The organism is Pedobacter antarcticus (genome assembly GCF_900112985.1).
GTDB classification, from domain to species: Bacteria; Bacteroidota; Bacteroidia; order Sphingobacteriales; family Sphingobacteriaceae; genus Pedobacter; species Pedobacter antarcticus.
In genome coordinates this window covers 45,175-65,296 of sequence record NZ_FONS01000010.1, presented here as the reverse complement: position 1 = coordinate 65,296, position 20,122 = coordinate 45,175, and the positions used below count along the sequence as shown (strand labels likewise).

Here is a 20,122-nt window from a genome sequence, read left to right as displayed (position 1 = left end):
CTAATACAGTATAAATTTCTCGATCTGTTCGGTTGTAAATTTAAGGGTATCTTCCCTAAAGAAGGTATTGTGCTCATTCAGTTCCGTTTTTATTGCTGGAATATGCAGACGGAGCGGCATTACATTCAGGTGCAGATAACTGCAAACGCCACCAAAATGATCTATACCACGTATGTTTCCATATTTGCCCGATGAGATGCCAACGAGACAGCATTTTTTATCGTAAAAGCTGGCAGGAAATTCACAGGCGTCAATAAAAACCTTAAGTACGCCAGGGAAACTACCATTATATTCAGGAATAATAAATACGAATTTTTCAGTTTGATTAACGAGCTCCAGGGTCGATTTAAATGCAGGAGAACGTTTTCCGTAAAGGTCTGTTTGGATGATATTGTCGGGGAGTAAATCCAGACTGAGTAAATTGCTGCTTATTCCTCTGTCTGCCATTGCCTGCTGATAATATTTTGCGACTTTGAGCGTATTGCTACCAGGTCTGTTAGTGCCGGAAACGATAGTAATCATGTATGGATTGTTAATAAGATGTTCAAAACACTTATTGGTTTAACACTAATATTGTTATTTAGTTTGTATCTTAGCTAATTGTTAAAAAGCGCCTAAATATAGGCAATAATAGCGTTTTTTACAGGAACAATCTAATAGACAAATTCTCAGAAAATAATTGATAATTATTAAGAAGATAAATGAGTAAAATTATTGCATTGGCCAACCAGAAAGGTGGTGTCGGTAAAACAACGTCATCCATCAATTTAGCTGCCAGCCTCGCCGTTTTAGAGTACAGAACTTTGTTAGTTGATGCCGATCCTCAGGCCAACTCCACCTCTGGTATTGGATTCGATCCCAGAAGTATTAAAAATAGCATCTATGAATGCATTATCAATGATATAGAACCTGCTGAAGCTATTCAGAAAACAGAAACTCCTAATTTGGATCTGTTACCTGCTCATATCGACCTAGTCGGCGCTGAGATTGAGATGATCAATCTGACCAACCGGGAGTATAAAATGAAAGCAGTACTGGAAAAAGTTAAAGATCAGTACGATTTTATTATTATCGATTGTTCCCCTTCACTCGGTCTGATTACTATAAATGCGCTTACTGCTGCCGATTCTGTAATTATTCCTGTTCAATGCGAGTATTTTGCATTAGAAGGATTGGGTAAATTATTAAATACAATAAAGATTGTACAGAACAGGTTAAATACTGCCCTGGAGATCGAAGGTATTCTGTTAACGATGTATGACGTCAGACTGCGTCTGTCCAATCAGGTTGTGGAAGAAGTCAGAACGCACTTTCAGGATCTGGTATTTGAAACCATCATACAAAGAAACACCCGCTTAAGTGAAGCCCCGAGTTATGGCGTGTCAGTAATTATGCATGATGCCAATTGTAAGGGAGCGATCAATTATCTGAACCTTGCCCGCGAAATTGTCCGCAAGAACGGACTTGTTAAAGAGATCCGGGATGTGAGTTCTGCAAACATTTAAATTTTATTGAATGACATCTTTTCAGCGAAAAACAGGATTAGGAAGAGGATTAAGTGCGCTTTTGGATGATAGTGATGCTTCGCATCCACCCAGAAACGAGATCAATCAGGTTAGTGAAACGGAACAGAAGACACAGACAGGTCCTATCGGAATGATTCCTTTGAAGGAGATATCAACCAATCCATATCAGCCAAGAACAGCATTTGACGAAGTTGCATTAAATGAACTTGCCGATTCTATTCGGATACAAGGTCTTATTCAGCCGATCACAGTGCGTAAAACTCAGCAGGGCGGCTATGAGCTTATCGCTGGTGAAAGACGTCTGCGGGCTACTAAAATAGCCGGACTGACAGAGATCCCTGCGTATATCAGGAAAGCTGACGACCAGCAGATGCTGGAAATGGCGCTGATTGAAAATATACAACGTGAAAACCTCAATGCGATAGAAGTAGCTTTAAGTTTTCAGCGTATGCTGGAAGAATGTAACCTTAAGCAGGAACAACTTGGAGAACGCGTAGGCAAGAACAGGTCTACAGTAACCAACTACCTGCGCCTTTTGAAATTACCTCCAGCAATTCAGATCTCTATCCGTGATCAGAAGATCTCTATGGGACATGCTCGTGCACTGATCAGTGTCGAGGATACTGAAAAACAATTATTTATTCATCAGGAAATTCTGGATAAGGGCTTGTCGGTAAGAAAGGTTGAAGAACTGGTTCGAAGTATCGATACTTTACAAATAAAGCCTAAGCCTGGTAAACAGGCTGCGGGAGTTTCATTTGAATATCAGAAACTGCAGAAAGATCTGGCATCGCGCTTCGCATCCAAAGTGAAACTCAAAGTAGGGGAGAATGGTAAAGGTGCCATTGAAATACCGTTTGTATCCGATGACGATCTGAGCAGAATCCTGGAATTATTAGACTGGTAATGCTTAAAAATATATTATTAACCATAAGCTTTTTGCTGGCAATCAATGCGTGCTATGCGCAGGAGGGTTTTACTGTTAAAGGTGATACGCTTAAACGTACCCCGGCCCCGGCAGATACAGCTAAGTATGTAAATCCAGGTAAGCTGGCTGGAAGGAAAGCGATTTTCAGGTCTGCAGTGTTACCAGGATGGGGACAGTATGGAAATGGACTGAACGTCTACCGCGGTATCAAAATCGCTGCAATCTATGCCGGTGGTGCTGTTCTGGTAATGTCCTATATGGACAATAACAGACAATATAAAGTTTACTTGAAAGAACTCCAGTATCGCCTGGAAAACAATGATGCCCCGGATCCTGATGGTTCGCTGCAAAGGTACACTACCACGGGGCTGGTTGCTGCTAAAGATATTTACCGACGAAACCGTGAGGTGGTCATCTTTTCAATTGGAGCGCTTTACGCAGTAAATATTATCGAAGCTTATGTAGATGCAAGACTGAAGTACTTTGATATTGGTAACAATCTGGCCTTGAAAATCTCTCCAACAGTAATCAGTTCAGGTTCTATGTATGGCTACAACAACAGCTTTGCACCCGCATTTAAATTAGCGATCAGACTATAAAGCTTCTAAATCTTAAAATAACAACACATGAATATTGCATTAATCGGTTATGGTAAAATGGGTCAGATTATTGAACGTTTTGCGATAGAAAGAGGACATGAGATTGTCCTGAAAATCAGTGTAGACAACCAGGAAGACCTAACTGCTGCTAACCTGAAGAAGGCCGATGTTGCGATCGATTTCAGTACGCCCGATGCAGCGATAAATAACATTTACATGTGCTTCGACGCGAACGTTCCATTAGTAGTTGGTACCACAGGATGGTACGGTCAGTTACAGGAAATAAAAAATGAGTGCCTTAGCCGTAACAATAGTTTACTTTATGGGTCAAACTTCAGTATAGGTGTTAATTTATTCTTTCATATTAATGAGGTTCTTGCAAAAGTGATGAACAACTATCCTGCATATGATGTGCAGGTAGAAGAAATTCATCATACCCAAAAACTGGATTCTCCAAGTGGAACAGCAATGACGCTGGCAGAAGGAATTATTGAACAACTCGACAGAAAAAATGAATGGTTGAATGAGCTGGATGGTTCAGTTAGTGGCGATGTGCTTAAAGCAGATCAGCTACTGATAGCCTCTGAGCGAATTGAAAATGTACCAGGAACACATACGGTTATCTACAGTTCGGAGGTTGATGAGATTGAGATCAAACATACCGCGCATAACCGGGCTGGGTTTGCATTAGGCGCAGTGGTTGCTGCGGAGTGGCTGCAGCATAAACAAGGCTTTTTCAATATAGCCGATATATTTAATTTTAAATAACAATAAGATATGAATTGGAAGTTCTGGCAAAAAAATAAAGAAACAGCAAGCAAGAAGAAAAAGACTAAAAGCCGGGAGTGGGCAGACGCGGTAATATTTGCTGTAGTCGCTGCTACTGTCATCAGAGTATTCTTTATTGAAGCTTATACCATACCTACCGGTTCAATGGAGCGGTCATTACTAATCGGTGACTTCCTTTTCGTAAGCAAAGTGAATTACGGCGCGAGAATTCCGATGACGCCTGTCGCTTTTCCTTTTGCGCACCATACTATGCCTGTAACGGGCACCAAAGCCTATTATGACGGTATTCAATGGAAATACAGAAGATTACCCGGACTTCAGGATATTAAAAGAAATGACGTAGTCGTATTTAATTTTCCTGACGGTGATACTGTAGCTGTCGAAGCACAAGACAGAGATTATTATGATATGGTTAGGGCCAACGGAAGAGAAGCCGTACATAATGCATATACTATTATCAGCCGTCCTGTAGATAAACGGGAGAACTATATTAAACGTTGTATAGGTATTGCAGGTGACGTTCTCACTATGAAAGACGGATTGGTTTCTGTAAATGGAAAACCGGTACCAATGGAAAATACAGGTCAGATTGACTATTTGGTTAAATTTAAAACCAGCGATGTTAACTTCCAGGTTTTCGAAGAAATGGGCTTCAAAATACAACGCGATATTATGGGGCTTTCAGATGATACCTATAATTTCCTTGGAACTCCGGAAATGATGGCGAAAGTAGGAAAGCTTGACTTTGTAACTTCAGTGAAAGTAAGAACAGCAGAACCAGGTGTTAAAGAAGAAAACGTATTTCCTCATGATCCCAACAGGAACTGGAATGCAGATAACTGGGGTCCTATACTAATACCAAAAGAAGGCCTGACCGTAAAGCTCGACAGTGCAACTATTCCGATGTATCAACGTGCGATTACAGTTTATGAAGGTAATAAACTTGAGAAAACTGCAAACGGATGGTTAGTCAATGGCCAGAAAGCGGATAGTTATACATTCAAAATGAATTATTACTGGATGATGGGAGATAACCGCCATAATTCATTGGACTCACGTTACTGGGGATTTGTGCCGGAAGATCATATTGTAGGAAAAGCACTGTTTGTATGGATGAGTTATGATACAGATGGTTCTTTCTTCAGCAAAATCAGATGGAACAGACTATTCCATAGTATCCACTAAACGGAATCAACTTACAAAAAAGGCTCCTGTAAATTAATTTACAGGAGCCTTTTTTGTAAGTTATATATAATGCTGGATAACGAATTTCTAAGAAAGGCGTGGAATTTGTAACTGATCTGCCAGTTCATTCAGATCATTAACCACTACATCTATTAGAGGAATTCCTTGTTCCGCTCTTTCCTGTTCAAATGCGAATTCAGGTTCGCCTGGTATAATTACTTTTTTATCCGGGTCAATAGTCTTTGCTGCTTTAAACCTTGTAATCCAGTTATCCATATGATGTTTAAAATCAGCTGCAGGACGGAAACCGTCTATGCGCATTGCCCCCAGAAAATGACCGATTCCTTCACCGACAGGGTCAGCAGGAGGTTCCAGGAAAGATACAAAAGGCGGTACCCAGGGACCATAGTTCGCACCCGAAAGAACGGCACTCAAAATATCTACAGCAGCACTCAGTCCGTAACCTTTGTGACTGCCATGATCCTTATCGCTACCCAGGGGCAACAGTGACCCTCCAGCTTTTAATTCATTAGGGTCCGTAGAACCAACTCCATTTTTATCCTGTGCCCAGCCTTCCGGAATGGGTAGTTGTGCACGCTGTGCAATTTCTAATTTACCATTGGCCGCTGCCGCTGTCGCCATGTCAATTACAACTGGTGGGTAATCTCCTGCAGGGAAAGCATAACACATTGGATTCGTTCCTAAAAGACGTTCATTTGCATAGGTAGGTGCTACCAGAGGGCTGGCATTAGTCATACTGATGCCAATCATATCCTGCTCTACGGCCAGTAGTGCATGGTAACCTGCAATTCCGAAGTGGTTGGAATTAGTTACTGAAACCCAGCCAGAACCATAAACTTTAGCTTTCTCTATGGCGATCTTCATCGCAAAAGGGGCTACCACAAGGCCGAGACCTCCATCGCCATTTACAGTAGCCGTGGTCGGTGTTTCATGAACAATCCGGATATTTGGTACAGCATTAATTCTGTTCTTCTTCCATAAACGGATATAACCGCTTAAACGCGCGACACCATGAGAGTCGATACCACGCAGATCTGAGCGGAGTAATACATCGGTAGCCAGCTCTGCATCAGCAGGCGGACAACCCATTGCTATAAAAACCCGGTTTGTAAAATTACGGAGATGCGGTTCTGGGAAAGTATGGAAAGCCATATTTGAATTATTCGTATAGAATCGTGAATTGTTTATCCAGGGGCTTGAATGTTGCACAAAGACTATCGATGAAATCACCACCATAGTTGATATACATAGGTGCGATATTCAAAACCCTTTCCTGCAATACCCCGGAAGGAAACAGATCGTTCTTTAATTTGTCAATTTGGAGCAGAGAAGTATTATGTCTGCGTTTTTCTGCACGCAGCATTTTCTTTTCTAGATTGGTTACCAGTTTCAGTGCTTTGGTTTTTGCACCATCAGCAGACATAGAAAGTGTCTTATCTATTTTATAGGCATTCAATTTAATCTGGTCGAAGACTGCGCGTATAGCACGTTGTTCATCATCCAAACATAAAGAATCACCAACATTGGTTTTAACCCACTGGTTTTTGAGTTGTTCATTATCCAGGAACAGGCTAATCTGGTCAATTCCCAGAATATGCATTTTTCTTGCGGCGCGGCTATCTATAACTAATGCTGAGTTTCTCAGCACAAGCACCGGGAAAGGTACCTGGAAAAAGTCAAAATTAGATTTAAGCTGTAACCAGTAGGTCACTTCAGCGCCGCCGCCAATATAAGCCAGATTAGGCAGGATTATTTCCTGATAAAGCGGGCGCATCACCACATTCGGGCTGAACTTTTCCGGATGTGCCTGTATTTCGGCCAGCAGACTTTCCTCCGTAAAACGGATGTCGGTGTGCATGACCTGGTATTGCCCGTTTTCCAGGATAATACGTTCGCGCAATTTATCATCCATATAGAAGAAGTTTATCTCCCTTGGATTTACCTGAGGTTTGTACCCTAGGTTTTCCAGTTCGCTATTACGCTCACTGATATTTTTAAAACTATGCTCACCAGTAATGTCTTTGTAAATGACAGGTGCAAACTGAGCCTTTAGCCTGCTGTCATCTGCATCTACACAGATCAAACCTTTCTTTCCAAATAAAGCGTGAACGAGTTTACGGGTTGCTGCAGAAAGTGATTGGGAACCGCTATATGCCTGTTCTGCAAATTCGGCTAATTCAGTGCCATTTTCACTAATACCCAGGTAACCTTTGTAGGCGAGTAAAGTCTCAGCAAGACTACTGGTATCAAGCCTGCCAGTAGCTCCGGCCGCTGCGGTATCCCAGCTTAATTTTTTGTCCTCCAGGCTAAGGTGGTTGATCTCTTCAAAATCGTGGTCTTCTGTAGCCATCCAGTAAACCGGTATAAACCGGTAATCCGGAAAACGTTGTTGCAGTTCAGCAGCCAGATTTATGGCTGTGACGATCTTATAAATAAAATAAAGAGGGCCTGTAAATATATTAAGCTGATGACCTGTTGTTATAGTAAACGTCCGGTCATCAGCTAGTAATTCTATTTGATGGAGTGTTTCAGCTCCAGGGTTAATTGCCTTGTATTGTTCCTGCAGGCAGCGAACGAGAAGATCCCGGTCACCGGAAAATTTCCGTTCCGCAATGGCTCTTTCAAAGCCGGCAATAGTAGGAGCGTACTGATAAAAGGACTCCAGTTTCTGATCTTCATTCAAGTAATCTAAAACGATACCTGAGAATGAATTTGTTTGTTGGTAAGAGATGTACTTGGCCTGCATTGGCACTAAATTAAGTTAATAATCCGCAATTCTCCACCTGCATCATTTATTTGACAATTTGTCCATAGAGATCGAAATCTTCAGCACGGTCGATAGCTACATTAACGAAGCTTCCAATGGCAGCATAACCAGTTGTCGCATCGATCAAGACCTCATTATCCACTTCAGGTGAATCAAATTCTGTACGCCCGATAAAGAAATCTCCTTCTTTGCGGTCTACCAGAACTTTGAATGTCTGACCAATTTTTTCCTGGTTAATCTCATAAGAAATACCTTGTTGTAATTCCATTATAGCATCCACACGTTCCTGTTTCACCTCGTCAGGTACATCGTCTACCAGCTGGTGCGCGTGAGTTTTTTCCTCATGTGAATAAGTGAAGCAGCCTAACCTGTCAAAACGGGTATCTTCTACCCACCGTAGCATCTCTTCAAAATCCTGTTCCGTTTCGCCAGGATAGCCACAGATTAATGTGGTACGCATAGCGATATTAGGCACCTTATCACGGATCTGATTCACGATATCAATAGTTTTTTGTTTAGTGATACCACGTCTCATCGATTTTAGCATCGGATCAGTAATATGCTGTAAAGGCATATCCAGGTAGTTACAGATATTTTCCATTTCGTTCATCACATCCAGAATTTCCATTGGGAAACCAGAAGGATAGGCATATTGTAATCTTATCCATTCGATACCATTGATATCGGACAGTCTTCTCAACAATTCATCAAGGTTTCTTTTACCGTATATGTCAAGACCGTAATAAGTTAAATCCTGTGCAATAAGGATCAGTTCTTTCGTTCCATTGGCTGCAAGGATTTTAGCTTCCTTAACCAAGGCTTCTATATCGGTTGATACATGTTTACCACGCATCAGCGGAATTGCGCAGAAAGAGCAGGGGCGGTTACAGCCTTCTGCAATTTTGAAATAGGCGAAGTGTGAAGGCGTCGTGAGTAAACGCTCACCAATTAGTTCGTGTTTGTAATTTGCACCTAATGAATGTAGAATGTTCTGCAGGTCATTTGTACCAAAAAAAGCATCGACATTAGTAATTTCCGATTCTAATTCTGGTTTGTAACGTTCAGAAAGACATCCGGTTACAATAACCTTACTTAACTTTCCAGCTTCTTTCAACTGGCTGTATTGAAGGATTGTATCAATTGATTCCTGTTTTGCATTATCGATAAAGCCGCAGGTATTGATAACTACGATATCATCCTTACCCATAGTGGAGGCTTCATGAACCACATCGAGGTTATTTCCTTTCAGTTGACCCATTAATACTTCAGAATCGTAAATGTTTTTGGAACAACCCAGTGTAATTACGTTAATCTTAGGTTTTTTCAGGGGGATGATCCTGGAAGTTGTTTTGGTATTCATTATATTTTATAGCTATGCTTTTCAGGAGCCTATTTAAAAAGACCGTCCACAAAAGCTTTTTTGTCAAATAATTGAAGGTCATTTACACCCTCACCCACGCCGATATATTTAACGGGGATTTTAAACTGATCTGAAATTCCGATAACCACACCACCTTTGGCAGTACCATCCAGTTTAGTGATGGCTAATGCATTTACATCTGTCGCTTCAGTGAATTGCTTGCATTGTTCAAATGCATTCTGACCGGTTGAGCCGTCCAGTACAAGCAATATTTCGTGAGGTGCGCCCGGAATTACTTTTTCCATTACCTTTTTGATCTTGCCTAATTCATTCATCAGGCCGATCTTATTATGCAAACGACCTGCGGTATCTATGATTACGACATCTTCGCCATTGGCAACAGCCGATTGAATAGTATCAAAAGCAACAGAAGCAGGATCTGAACCCATTGCTTGTGCAACCACTCTGACGTCGACACGCTGACCCCATAATTTAATTTGTTCCACAGCTGCAGCACGGAATGTATCGGCTGCACCCAGGACAACTTTAAGTCCTTCGGCTTTCAGTTTATGCGCCAGTTTACCAATAGTAGTAGTTTTACCCACACCGTTTACACCGACAACCATAATTACATATGGCTTATGATCTCCATATTCGAATTTACGGAAATCATTACTATTGTTTTCAGCTAATAAGAGTTGAATTTCATCTCTCAGTAAGTGGTTCAGTTCAGAAGTAGACAGGTATTTGTCCCGGGCTGCACGCTGTTGGATACGCTCAATTATTTTAAGCGTCGTAGAAACACCAACATCAGAAGTAACCAGAACTTCTTCCAGATTATCAAGTACATCATCATCTACAGTCGTTTTTCCGGCGACTGCTTTGGTGAGTTTACTTAGGAATCCTTCTTTAGTTTTTTCTAAACCTTTACTCAGGGCTTCCTGAGCTTCAGGTGCAGTTTCCTTTTTCTTGAAAAAATCAAATAATCCCATATAAATGTAGATGAAAACAAAAAAAGCCCTCCCATAATGAAGGGACGGCTTTAATATGATTAAATATTAAAATTACTTGCCTGATTGATTTCCTGCAATAGCATCTTTAACATGATCGTTATGCACGATAACTTCACTGAAAGAATAAGCACCTGTTTTTGGTGATTTAGTCATTGTGATAACTTTTGAATATTCTTTTCCTTTACCCGTCTTAAGGGTCGCAACTACCTTTTTTGCCATGATCTAAATAGATTATTGGTATGTATTACTTAATTTCTTTATGTACAGTTACTTTCTTCAACACTGGATTGAATTTTTTCAATTCTAAACGCTCAGTAGTGTTTTTACGGTTTTTTGTAGAGATATATCTAGACATACCAGGCATGCCGCTAGTTTTATGCTCTGTACATTCTAGAATAACTTGTACTCTGTTACCTTTTTTTGCCATTTCTATTAATAATTTAGTTGATTCACATCAACAATGTTTTTACAAAAATCCTTTTTTTACGAAACGATTGATCGCTTCAGTAATACCAATTTTATTGATGGTTTTGATAGCTGAAGTAGAAACTTTCAGTGTTATCCAACGGTCTTCATCAGGAATATAAAATTTCTGAAGTTGTAAGTTGGGATAAAACTTACGTTTAGTTTTAACGTTTGAGTGAGAAACATTAAAACCACTCATAGCCTTTTTTCCGGTTAAATCACAAACTCTAGACATGCCTTTAATATATATTGTTAATTGTTCTTCGCTTAATTTTTTAAGAGTGTGCAAATATCACTAAAATATTTGTAACGATCAATACTACATGTGATTATTTTTCAAAATAGTAGTGATCAATCTTTCTCTCGAACTGCAAAGCTATAAAAATTACGTCATAAAGCGAACGTCTTAGTGTTGTGAGAGCGGGCTATTTTACAAAGGGGCCCTGAGGACATCACAGGGCGGTAATATTCAGGCGAATGTGGAAAATTAATGTGGAATTTGTTACCTTACACTTATATTAAATCAGCCAATTTACACCCAAACCAAATTATGCAAATTAAATCTATAGCCGAATACGAAGAAACCTACAGGCTCAGTGTAGAGCAGCCTGAACAGTTCTGGGCAGGCATAGCCGACAACTTCCTGTGGAAAAAGAAATGGGACAATGTATTGTCCTGGAATTTTAGTGAGCCAAAAATTAAATGGTTTGAAGGTGCCAAACTGAATATTACAGAAAATTGTCTGGACAGACATCTGGAGAAGAACGGAGATAAGCCAGCTATAATCTGGGAATCGAATGATCGTGAAAAACCAAGTGTAACGCTGACTTACCGTATTCTGCATGAACAAGTCTGCAGGTTTGCGAACGTGCTAAAGAAAAATGGGGTTAAAAAAGGAGACCGGATCTGCATTTACATGCCGATGGTACCTGAACTCGCTGTAGCCGTTTTGGCCTGTGCGCGAATTGGAGCTGTTCATTCAGTAATTTTCGGTGGTTTTTCTGCCAAATCCATAGCAGACCGGATTAATGATTCTGCCTGCAAACTGGTTATTACCGCTGACGGATCTTTCCGGGGTGCAAAACAGATTCAGTTGAAAGAAGTAATCGACGATGCACTGATTGCTTGCCCAACCGTAGAAAAAGTTATTGTTTTAACGCATACACGTACGCCGGTTTCCATGCTGAAAGGTAGGGACCTGTGGTTCGAAGATGAAATAAAACTGGTGGACACACACTGTCCGGCAGAAGAAATGGATGCAGAAGATATGTTATTTATCTTGTATACCTCCGGTTCAACCGGTAAGCCCAAAGGCGTTGTGCATACCGTTGGCGGATATATGGTGTATGCGGGTTATACCTTTAGCAATGCTTTTAATTATCAGCCGGACGAAGTGTTCTTCTGTACCGCAGATATTGGCTGGATTACTGGTCATTCTTATATAGTTTACGGTCCGCTTTCACAAGGAGCGACTACTTTAATGTTCGAAGGCGTACCAACCTATCCGACGCCATCCCGTCTTTGGGAGGTAGTGGATAAGCACAAAGTTAATATACTGTATACTGCGCCCACCGCGATTCGCTCATTAATGAGTTTTGGTAAAGAACCGGTGGAAGGTGCAGATCTCAGCAGTCTGCGTGTGCTGGGATCAGTAGGTGAGCCGATCAATGAAGAGGCCTGGCATTGGTTCGATCAAGAAGTTGGTCACGGTAACTGTCCGATTGTAGATACCTGGTGGCAGACCGAAACAGGTGGGCTGATGATCTCTCCAATAGCTTTTGTGACACCATTAAAGCCCGCTTGTGCAACCTTACCATTACCCGGCGTTCAACCTGTGCTTGTCGATGAGAACGGAGCTGTTATCGAAGGAAATGGCGTAAGCGGTAATTTGTGTATTAAGTTTCCATGGCCGGGAATGCTCCGTACAACCTACGGAGATCATGAGCGTTGTAAACAGACCTATTTTTCTACTTATCCGGATCTGTATTTTACAGGAGACGGTTGTATGCGTGATGAAGATGGTTATTATAAAATTACAGGCCGCGTAGACGATGTAATTAATGTCTCCGGACACCGCATTGGAACCGCAGAAGTAGAAAATGCCATTAATATGCATGCCGGTGTGGTAGAAAGCGCAGTTGTAGGCTTCCCGCACGAGGTAAAAGGCCAGGGCATTTATGCATTTGTCATTTACCCGAACCTGCATACCGAAGCAGAACTGAGTAAGAAAGATATTCTGCAGACCGTAACCCGGGTTATCGGAGCGATCGCTAAACCAGATAAAATTCTTTTCGTACCTGGCCTTCCTAAGACCAGATCAGGTAAAATTATGAGAAGGATCCTGCGGAAAATTGCAGAGGGCGATTATACTAATCTGGGAGATACCAGCACGCTGCAGGATCCTGCAGTAGTTGATGAAATTATTGAGAAAGCGAAAAACCAGTAATCACCTAAAATTAAAAGGGCCTTTTTGCATTTGCAAAAAGGCCCTTTTGTTTAATTATCAGAACCTTTATTAGAGATACTGGCATTGATCTTTTCATTGGGGTCTTTCCCGAAATGAGTACTATACCAACTCTTAAGTTCTTCGGTACTCAGACGTTCTTCTTTATTAACTCCTTTAATTAAAATCTTGGTCGAAGAGGTTGCATCCATACCATTTCTCGCCTGATATAAGGCATAGTCAACGACAAGTTTATCAGATGGCAAGGGACCCTTGAAGCCCAGGATATGTCCGTCTTTACTCACAATTTGTGGTGACGTAGAAATACTGTATAACTCACGGAACGCTGCATTTGCCGGGTCTTCCGCTAAACGAAAAGCTTTTACATTCTTTTGCTGTAATCCGTGGATAAGCTTCCAGTCCTCATCCTTATTTCCAGTATACAGATTAATGAAAACAACATCCTCATATTTTGCAAAGCGGTCTTTTAATCCTTTATAAAGGAGGTCCTTGTCATCGGGAGGGAGTAGAATAGGGGATTTCCAGGTATAGAGATACACTGTTTTGCCAGTATATAGCTGTTCAAAGGAAGCCGTTTTCCCAAGGGTGTCCACTAATTTCAGCTGATTGATCTGGAGATCAACATGGTCATCATAGCCCTTCGCAGCAGATTTGGCAATTGTCTTCACCATCATCGTGCAGGAAGCAGACAAGATCAGGGGCAGCAATAAAAAGCAGTAGTAAATTTTTTTCATCAGCATGTTCATTTGATTTATCGTTAGCGGTAATTTATCTGGTAGCTATATTTATAGCTGTCCGTTTAGATTTTAGACGAATTAATAATCCGAAAGGTAACATTCCAAACTTTTTTTAATTAGCGTTGTTCTTTTGTCAGTTCAATTTAGAAACAAAAAACAAATACCATGGACAAATTAGAATTAAAAGGAAAATGGAACGAGTTAAAAGGTAAAGTTAAACAAGCTTACGGCGACTTAACCGATGACGATCTTAAATACGAAGAAGGAAAAGATGATGAACTGTATGGAAGATTACAGCAGAAGACCGGAAAAACCCGCGATGAGCTGGTAGACTGGATCAAGTCACTGTAATTACCATATAATTAAACGTAGCAGGCTATATTCCGAAAGGAGTATAGCCTTTTTTATTGGGATGCTATACGGTATCTCAAGGAATAATGACGTTTCCCATCGGGTCGACCTCGGGTCAAGTTCGGGTTGGACTCACCTTATCTTCGGGTTCCATGCGAACAATACCAACAGATGGCCCGAATAAAACCAAAGCATCAATAGTATGAGCTTGCAGCAGTTTAAATTTTGTCTAAAATAAATTCAGACGTCGCTAAGCTATTCATCAGAGATCTTCAAATATCGTTAAATGGGTCAAGGATGGGTTGGAGATATGTCTTAGCCTTAAGGATTCAATATAAAAAAATCCCGTTACCTTATAAAAAGATAACGGGATTTCGTTGGCAGCACCCAAATCAGATGCCCTTAGTGGGGCCGGTTAATAACCGAAAATCTGCTCCAGGCTTAAGGTGTTCAGTTTCCCGAATTTCTCCATGTCAGCAGTTTTGACATTTTTATTGGAAGCTACTATGCAATAGCTGAATGGCTTATTAGATACTTTATTATCATGGAAAGATTTGATATCGCTGAATTTTAAAGGTTTGATTCCATTAAATTCTGCGATCCTTGAATCTTGTTCCAGACCTAGTCTTTTGTCTGCATAATAATGGTTAATAATATCAAATTTGGTCACACGTGATGTTTCCAGTGCATTCAATGAATTTGATTTAGAAGACTCGAAATTCTTTTCAGATTCCGGCAATACATTCAGTAGTTCGTTCATACCGGCCACCGCCTCATTCATTTTATCGGCTTGTGTACCCACATAAGCAATCATAGAGTTGTCTTTCCCTGCTTTGTCAGGAGTAGAGTAGAATGCGTAGGTAGAGTAAGCCAGCGCTTTTGATTCACGGATAGTCTGGAAAACAATTGAACCCATACCGCCACCAAAATAACTGTTGAACAGGTTTATTTTCGCTGCATCAGCAGCATTGAATACGCCGTCATTTCTTAACCAGCGAATTTCGGCCTGCACCATGTCATAATCAGCGAAATAGACCTGATTATCTGCAGTTTGCGTAAAGTTGAATTTCTGCGCAGCCGGAGCTTCCATAAAAGAAGCTGGAAGAATATGGATTTTCGCAATGTCACCAGTAAATGCCTGCAGCGTCTGTGGACCGTAGTAATTGATACTATGTTTCAGGTTATTTATATTATGCAGGATCTCCAGTAATTCAGCCGAAGTCATCTGTTCAACCTCTGCATTGGTGAGCGCATAATTGAACGGATTTTGTGCACCATATTGTGCGTAACTCATTAGACCAGATAAAATAGCAGCTTTATTCAGCTTATTATTTTCCCTTGATTTCAGGACGCTGCTTTTCATTTCTTTTAGTGCTTGCTCGTCTGGCTTACAATTTGCAAAAACATGCTCAACCAATTTTACCGCCTGGTCGAAGTTTTCCTGCAGACCGGAAATTCTAATCGTAGTTACGTCGTTGTTTACCGTAAATGAATAGCTGCAGGCAATATTATAGAACTGCTTGCTGATCTCTTCAGCTGAGTATTTATCTGTACCCAGAAAAGTCAGGTACCTTGCCGCGTAAGGAGCCAGCTTAGAATTCCATGAACCCAAATCATAACGGTAAGTCAAATTAAAAATACTGTTCTCTTTGTTTTCAACGGTAACCACATCGGCGATGCCTACTTTACCAAAGTTCAAATCTTTCTGGTAATCCAGGAATTTAGCTTCGATAGGTTTCGTTGTACGGGCAAGTAATTGCTGCGTGAAGGGAGAGGTTTCGTTCGTATTAGTCTTCACAGGTGTGATAACCGGTTTGTCGACTTTTGCAATGTTTTTGTCCTCGCCTTTATGTTTCAGAATAACTACATAATCGTTGCCAAAGAATTTATTTGCAAAATCTACAATTTCCTTTTTACTTACTTTAGCCATGGCATCCGGAGAATTCAGGGATTGATTCCATTTGGTACCGCGGTTCATGATAAACTCGTTGGTAATCGCCTCTACACGGAAACCATTATTATCAAAGTTTTCCAGTAAGCTAAGCTTGCTGTTGGCTACAGTCGCTTTAATCAAGCTCTCATCAAAAGAGCCTTTTTTTAATAAAGCCAGTTGGTCCAGCACCAGTTGTTTCGCTTCATCCAGTGACTGTCCCTGTTTAGGAGTAGCCAGCATAATGAATGTACCGTAATCCTTCATTTGCTGATAGCCAGCTGCTGCATTTAATACTTTTTGTGCCTTATTCAGGTTAATGTCCATTAAACCTGCTTTACCATTGGACAGGATGCTAGAAATTAAATCCAGCAGCATACTTTCTTTTGTGTTTTCCGCAAAACCACGATAACCGATCCTTACAACCTCTGCGCTTGGGCCATAGATGTCTGCAACCTGTACTTTAGTTAAAGGTTTCTCCGGTGCAGGCTGATAAAGTTCCAGTGGTTTCGCTTTCATATAACTAAAAGCAATGTCGACCTTTTTAATCATTTCATCTGCCTTGAAATCGCCGGACATTACAACGGCCATATTATTTGGTACATAATATTTGTTGTAGTATTTTCTGATTTCAACAAGAGATGGGTTTTTCAGGTGCTCAATAGTACCTATGGTTGTTTGCTGACCGTAATTGTGGGTTGGATAAAGTAAGTCGTTCAGCTTCTCGCTGATCTTCCAGGCATCATTATCCAGGCCCCTGTTTTTTTCTTCATAAACAGCTTCCAGTTCGGTATGGAAAATACGGAAGACAGGACTGCGGAAACGCTCTGCCTGCAATGCCAGAAACTTATCAGTTGCATTACTAGGGAAATCTTCATTGTACACGGTCTCTTCATACCAGGTATGCGCATTGGTAGACTGTCCGCCGATAGATTTCATCATTTTATCGTATTCGTTAGCGATAGAATAATTTGATGCTTCTCCAGATGTTTTGTTAATTTCAGCATAGATCTCCTTACGTTTTGCCGGGTCTGTAGTAGCGTGGTATTTTTCGTAAAGAGCTTCAATTTTGTCCAGCAGTGGCTTCTCCTTCGCGTAGTTCATTGTACCGAAACGATCTGTTCCTTTAAACAGTAAATGTTCCAGGTAATGGGCAAGTCCGGTTGCATTGCGTGGGTCTGTATTACTCCCTGCACGTACGGCCATGCGGTATTCGACATTTGGTTCTTTAGCATTTTCGGACAAAATAACCGACAGACCATTTTTTAACGTGTAGAAACGTGCTCTGGTTGGGTCATTAGTTACATATTTATAGCTGTAACCACCTGAAGTTGCAGTTTTCCACTGAAACTCGGTTTGTGCCATCAGCCCCGTCCCGGTAAGGAGGAAGCAGGATAGCATGATGAATTTAGATTTCATGAGCATTTTTTATAGTAAGGAGATTTTCTGATTGAGCGTCTTTTTTAATGCTATTGACAGCATTCTATGCATCAAATATACTTTTGTAAAACGAAATTTTCACAGAATGAGATGATATTCTTGTACTTTTACGATCAGGGATTGGCTAAATATCTATAGTCCCTGCGCTCAGCATAAAATTATCGCATAAAATAATATATACATGAAAAAGCAGTCAAACAGACCTCAGATTCTGGTAGTTAATGATGATGGAGTTACAGCACCCGGAATTAAAAATCTGATCGATGCTGTAAAGGAATTGGGAGACGTTGTCGTTGTTGCTCCTGACGGCCCGCAATCTGGCATGGGACATGCCATTACAATAGGTAAGCCATTGAGATTTGACCGCGTGAATCTTTATGAAGGCGTAGAAATGTACAAGTGCTCGGGAACACCCGTAGATTGCGTTAAACTAGCAGTAAATAAAATTTTTAAAGGTAAAAAACCAGATCTGTGTGTTTCCGGAATTAACCACGGACTAAACAACTCAATCAATGTAATCTATTCAGGAACAATGTCTGCTGCAGTAGAGGGAGCAATTGAGGGGATTCCTTCAATCGGGTTTTCGCTGGATGATTTTACCGAATCAGCAGATTTCAGTCATTGCCTGAAGTTTGTGACCAAAATCAGTGCAGAGGTGCTGGAACATGGTTTGCCGCAGGCAACTTTACTCAATGTGAATTTTCCGAACGGCGCAGATCTGAAAGGAATTAAAATTTGCCGTCAGGCCAATGCAAAATGGGCCGAAGAATTCGATGAACGCAAAGATCCACATGGCCGCCCTTACTACTGGCTTACCGGTGTTTTTCAGAATAATGATAAAGGAGAAGATACAGATGTCTGGGCATTGGAACACGGTTATGTATCCGTTGTGCCGGTTCAGTTCGACCTGACTGCCCACCACGCTATCCCTTTGTTAAATTCCTGGGATTTTAATGCTTAAAATCTGTTTGATAAGATGATGACCTTAAAAATAATGAGCCGATGAAATATTATCTTGTGGCTGGAGAAGCTTCGGGAGACCTGCATGGTGCAAACCTGATGAAAGCAGTCAAAGCGCTGGATCCTGAAGCGGACTTCCGTTATTTCGGCGGGGACAAAATGAAGGCAGAAGGTGGAATGCTGGTGAAGCATTATGCAGACATGGCTTTTATGGGCTTTACTGAAGTGGTATTAAATCTCCGGACCGTCTTAAGGAACATGAAAACATGCAAAGAGGACATCCTTAAAACCCGTCCTGATGTACTGATCCTGATAGATTTCCCTGGCTTTAATCTTAAAATTGCTGAATTTGCAAAAGCGCAGGGCATAAAAGTCTGTTATTATATATCACCAAAGGTCTGGGCATGGAATCAAAAAAGAGTGCTTAAGATTAAAAAAGTCGTCGACCAGCTATATTGCATTTTGCCTTTTGAGGTGGAATTTTATAAAAGCTGGGGGATGGACGTACACTATGTTGGTAATCCACTATTGGACGAGAAGGAGGCTTATATACCTGATCCTGGATTTGCGGCAGCTTATGGTTTTGGCAATCAGCAACTGGTCGCCTTATTGCCCGGAAGCAGGAAGCAGGAGATTGAACGTCTGCTGCCAGCTATGTTGAGTATTACTGACCGTTTTCCTGATCAGCAGTTCGCTATAGCGGCGGCGCCAGGTTTTCAGGGAGACTATTATGCACAGTTTACCGCGGGCAAAAATGTATCGCTGGTCTTTGGCAAAACTTATGATTTGCTTTATCATGCCCATACGGCATTGGTTGCCTCCGGCACCGCGACTTTAGAAACTGCTTTATTTCGTGTGCCACAGGTTGTTTTATACAAAGGTGGCAGGGTTTCAATTGCCATAGCTAGAATGCTGGTGAAGATCCGGTTTATATCCCTGGTTAATTTGATTATGGATCGTAAAGTAGTCACCGAGCTGATTCAGGAAGATTGTAATTCTAAAAATATAGAGTCTGAATTAAGGGGGCTGATTGAAGGGCCTGTCAGGATAAAGATGGAAGAAGAGTATGCTGAACTTGCTGAAAAGATGGGTGACGCGGGAGCTTCTGCCCGTACTGCAGGTTTAATTCTGGATTATCTTAAAAATGCAGTCCCCAAGCAGCAGGGAAAGTAATTTAAATTCCAGCAGTCAAAAAAAAACACGAAGGTTAAACCTTCGTGTTTTTTCTATCTAATATTCTGTTGATTCTAATGAGTACATCGTCCAGATCAAATGGTTTGCTGATATAATCATCTGCACATGCCTGAGTGCTCATCTGCTTGCTTCTGGGATTTGCAGACATGACGATCACCGGAATATGTTTGGTGAAAATGTCATTTTTGAGGTCATCGCAAATTTCGATACCGTTTCCGTCAGGCAGCATTACATCTATGATAAATAAATCGGGTATGCCGTCTCTGATTTTGCTTTTCAACTCGCTTAAAGAGGAGGATTGTGTTAATTCATATCCTTCATCCTTTAATAAGTATTCAATGATATACCTGATATCACTGTCGTCCTCGAGAACATGTATCCTTTTTACCATAA

Annotated in this window: 20 protein-coding genes; 9 read left to right on the top strand and 11 right to left on the bottom strand. The window is 41.0% G+C overall.

The genetic code is table 11. From position 1 onward, the window contains the following. Complete coding sequence (locus BM192_RS16945) at positions 1 to 522, bottom strand: NADPH-dependent FMN reductase (protein WP_037437865.1); 522 nt, start codon at positions 520 to 522, stop codon at positions 1 to 3. Positions 523 to 701: 179 nt separating this feature from the next. On the opposite strand from BM192_RS16945, the gene BM192_RS16940 reads away from it, so the two are divergent. Genes BM192_RS16940 through lepB form a run of 5 tightly spaced genes read left to right on the top strand, consistent with a single transcriptional unit; the run spans position 702 to position 5,027 of the window. Continuing rightward, complete coding sequence (locus BM192_RS16940) at positions 702 to 1,505, top strand: ParA family protein (RefSeq protein WP_037437864.1); 804 nt, start codon at positions 702 to 704, stop codon at positions 1,503 to 1,505. Positions 1,506 to 1,515: 10 nt separating this feature from the next. Next, positions 1,516 to 2,433, top strand: a complete 918-nt coding sequence (locus tag BM192_RS16935) for a ParB/RepB/Spo0J family partition protein (RefSeq protein WP_037437863.1) — start codon at positions 1,516 to 1,518, stop codon at positions 2,431 to 2,433. Further along, a complete protein-coding gene (locus BM192_RS16930; protein ID WP_037437862.1) occupies positions 2,433 to 3,053 on the top strand; it encodes a DUF5683 domain-containing protein in 621 nt (206 codons plus the stop codon). Before BM192_RS16935 ends, BM192_RS16930 begins: the two co-directional genes overlap by 1 nt. Positions 3,054 to 3,080: 27 nt before the next feature. Beyond that, a complete protein-coding gene (gene dapB / locus BM192_RS16925; RefSeq protein WP_037437861.1) occupies positions 3,081 to 3,821 on the top strand; it encodes a 4-hydroxy-tetrahydrodipicolinate reductase in 741 nt (246 codons plus the stop codon). A 9-nt stretch (positions 3,822 to 3,830) separates the two neighbouring features. After that, complete coding sequence (gene lepB, locus BM192_RS16920; RefSeq protein ID WP_037437860.1) at positions 3,831 to 5,027, top strand: signal peptidase I; 1,197 nt, start codon at positions 3,831 to 3,833, stop codon at positions 5,025 to 5,027. An 87-nt stretch (positions 5,028 to 5,114) separates the two neighbouring features. Here the strand turns inward: lepB and BM192_RS16915 are convergent, their stop codons facing one another. The 7 genes from BM192_RS16915 to rpmB all read right to left on the bottom strand — a co-directional run bounded on the left by BM192_RS16915 (position 5,115) and on the right by rpmB (position 10,888). Beyond that, positions 5,115 to 6,200 (bottom strand): Ldh family oxidoreductase, encoded by a 1,086-nt coding sequence (locus BM192_RS16915; protein WP_037437630.1) that lies wholly within the window; start codon positions 6,198 to 6,200, stop codon positions 5,115 to 5,117. A 7-nt stretch (positions 6,201 to 6,207) separates the two neighbouring features. Then, a complete protein-coding gene (bshC, locus tag BM192_RS16910; protein ID WP_037437632.1) occupies positions 6,208 to 7,794 on the bottom strand; it encodes a bacillithiol biosynthesis cysteine-adding enzyme BshC in 1,587 nt (528 codons plus the stop codon). A 46-nt stretch (positions 7,795 to 7,840) separates the two neighbouring features. Then, entirely contained in the window at positions 7,841 to 9,175 is a 1,335-nt protein-coding gene (gene rimO, locus BM192_RS16905) for a 30S ribosomal protein S12 methylthiotransferase RimO (protein ID WP_037437634.1), read from the bottom strand. Positions 9,176 to 9,204: 29 nt separating this feature from the next. Continuing rightward, positions 9,205 to 10,167 (bottom strand): signal recognition particle-docking protein FtsY, encoded by a 963-nt coding sequence (gene ftsY, locus BM192_RS16900; protein ID WP_037437635.1) that lies wholly within the window; start codon positions 10,165 to 10,167, stop codon positions 9,205 to 9,207. Between the two features lie 72 nt (positions 10,168 to 10,239). Then, complete coding sequence (locus BM192_RS16895; protein ID WP_070808179.1) at positions 10,240 to 10,407, bottom strand: DUF4295 domain-containing protein; 168 nt, start codon at positions 10,405 to 10,407, stop codon at positions 10,240 to 10,242. Positions 10,408 to 10,432: 25 nt separating this feature from the next. Beyond that, positions 10,433 to 10,615, bottom strand: coding sequence for a 50S ribosomal protein L33 (gene rpmG / locus BM192_RS16890; RefSeq protein ID WP_008242799.1), 183 nt, complete (start codon positions 10,613 to 10,615; stop codon positions 10,433 to 10,435). Between the two features lie 39 nt (positions 10,616 to 10,654). Next, positions 10,655 to 10,888: a 50S ribosomal protein L28 gene (rpmB, locus tag BM192_RS16885; protein WP_037437638.1), complete on the bottom strand. Its 234-nt coding sequence runs from the start codon at positions 10,886 to 10,888 to the stop codon at positions 10,655 to 10,657. A 315-nt stretch (positions 10,889 to 11,203) separates the two neighbouring features. Between rpmB and acs the strand changes: the two genes are divergently transcribed. After that, complete coding sequence (acs, locus tag BM192_RS16880; protein WP_037437639.1) at positions 11,204 to 13,099, top strand: acetate--CoA ligase; 1,896 nt, start codon at positions 11,204 to 11,206, stop codon at positions 13,097 to 13,099. 50 nt (positions 13,100 to 13,149) lie between these two features. Here the strand turns inward: acs and BM192_RS16875 are convergent, their stop codons facing one another. Beyond that, positions 13,150 to 13,851, bottom strand: a complete 702-nt coding sequence (locus BM192_RS16875) for a hypothetical protein (RefSeq protein ID WP_139218456.1) — start codon at positions 13,849 to 13,851, stop codon at positions 13,150 to 13,152. Between the two features lie 168 nt (positions 13,852 to 14,019). On the opposite strand from BM192_RS16875, the gene BM192_RS16870 reads away from it, so the two are divergent. Next, positions 14,020 to 14,205, top strand: a complete 186-nt coding sequence (locus BM192_RS16870; protein ID WP_037437646.1) for a CsbD family protein — start codon at positions 14,020 to 14,022, stop codon at positions 14,203 to 14,205. A gap of 415 nt (positions 14,206 to 14,620) precedes the next feature. Here the strand turns inward: BM192_RS16870 and BM192_RS16865 are convergent, their stop codons facing one another. After that, positions 14,621 to 17,554: a M16 family metallopeptidase gene (locus BM192_RS16865; protein WP_037437649.1), complete on the bottom strand. Its 2,934-nt coding sequence runs from the start codon at positions 17,552 to 17,554 to the stop codon at positions 14,621 to 14,623. A 202-nt stretch (positions 17,555 to 17,756) separates the two neighbouring features. Here BM192_RS16865 and surE point away from each other — a divergent pair, with 202 nt between their 5' ends. Next, positions 17,757 to 18,536 (top strand): 5'/3'-nucleotidase SurE, encoded by a 780-nt coding sequence (gene surE / locus BM192_RS16860; RefSeq protein ID WP_037437651.1) that lies wholly within the window; start codon positions 17,757 to 17,759, stop codon positions 18,534 to 18,536. Positions 18,537 to 18,577: 41 nt separating this feature from the next. Beyond that, positions 18,578 to 19,708, top strand: coding sequence for a lipid-A-disaccharide synthase (gene lpxB / locus BM192_RS16855; protein ID WP_037437652.1), 1,131 nt, complete (start codon positions 18,578 to 18,580; stop codon positions 19,706 to 19,708). 34 nt (positions 19,709 to 19,742) lie between these two features. Here lpxB and BM192_RS16850 read toward each other — a convergent pair whose 3' ends face one another. After that, positions 19,743 to 20,120: a response regulator transcription factor gene (locus BM192_RS16850; RefSeq protein WP_037437654.1), complete on the bottom strand. Its 378-nt coding sequence runs from the start codon at positions 20,118 to 20,120 to the stop codon at positions 19,743 to 19,745. Positions 20,121 to 20,122: the final 2 nt, after the last annotated feature.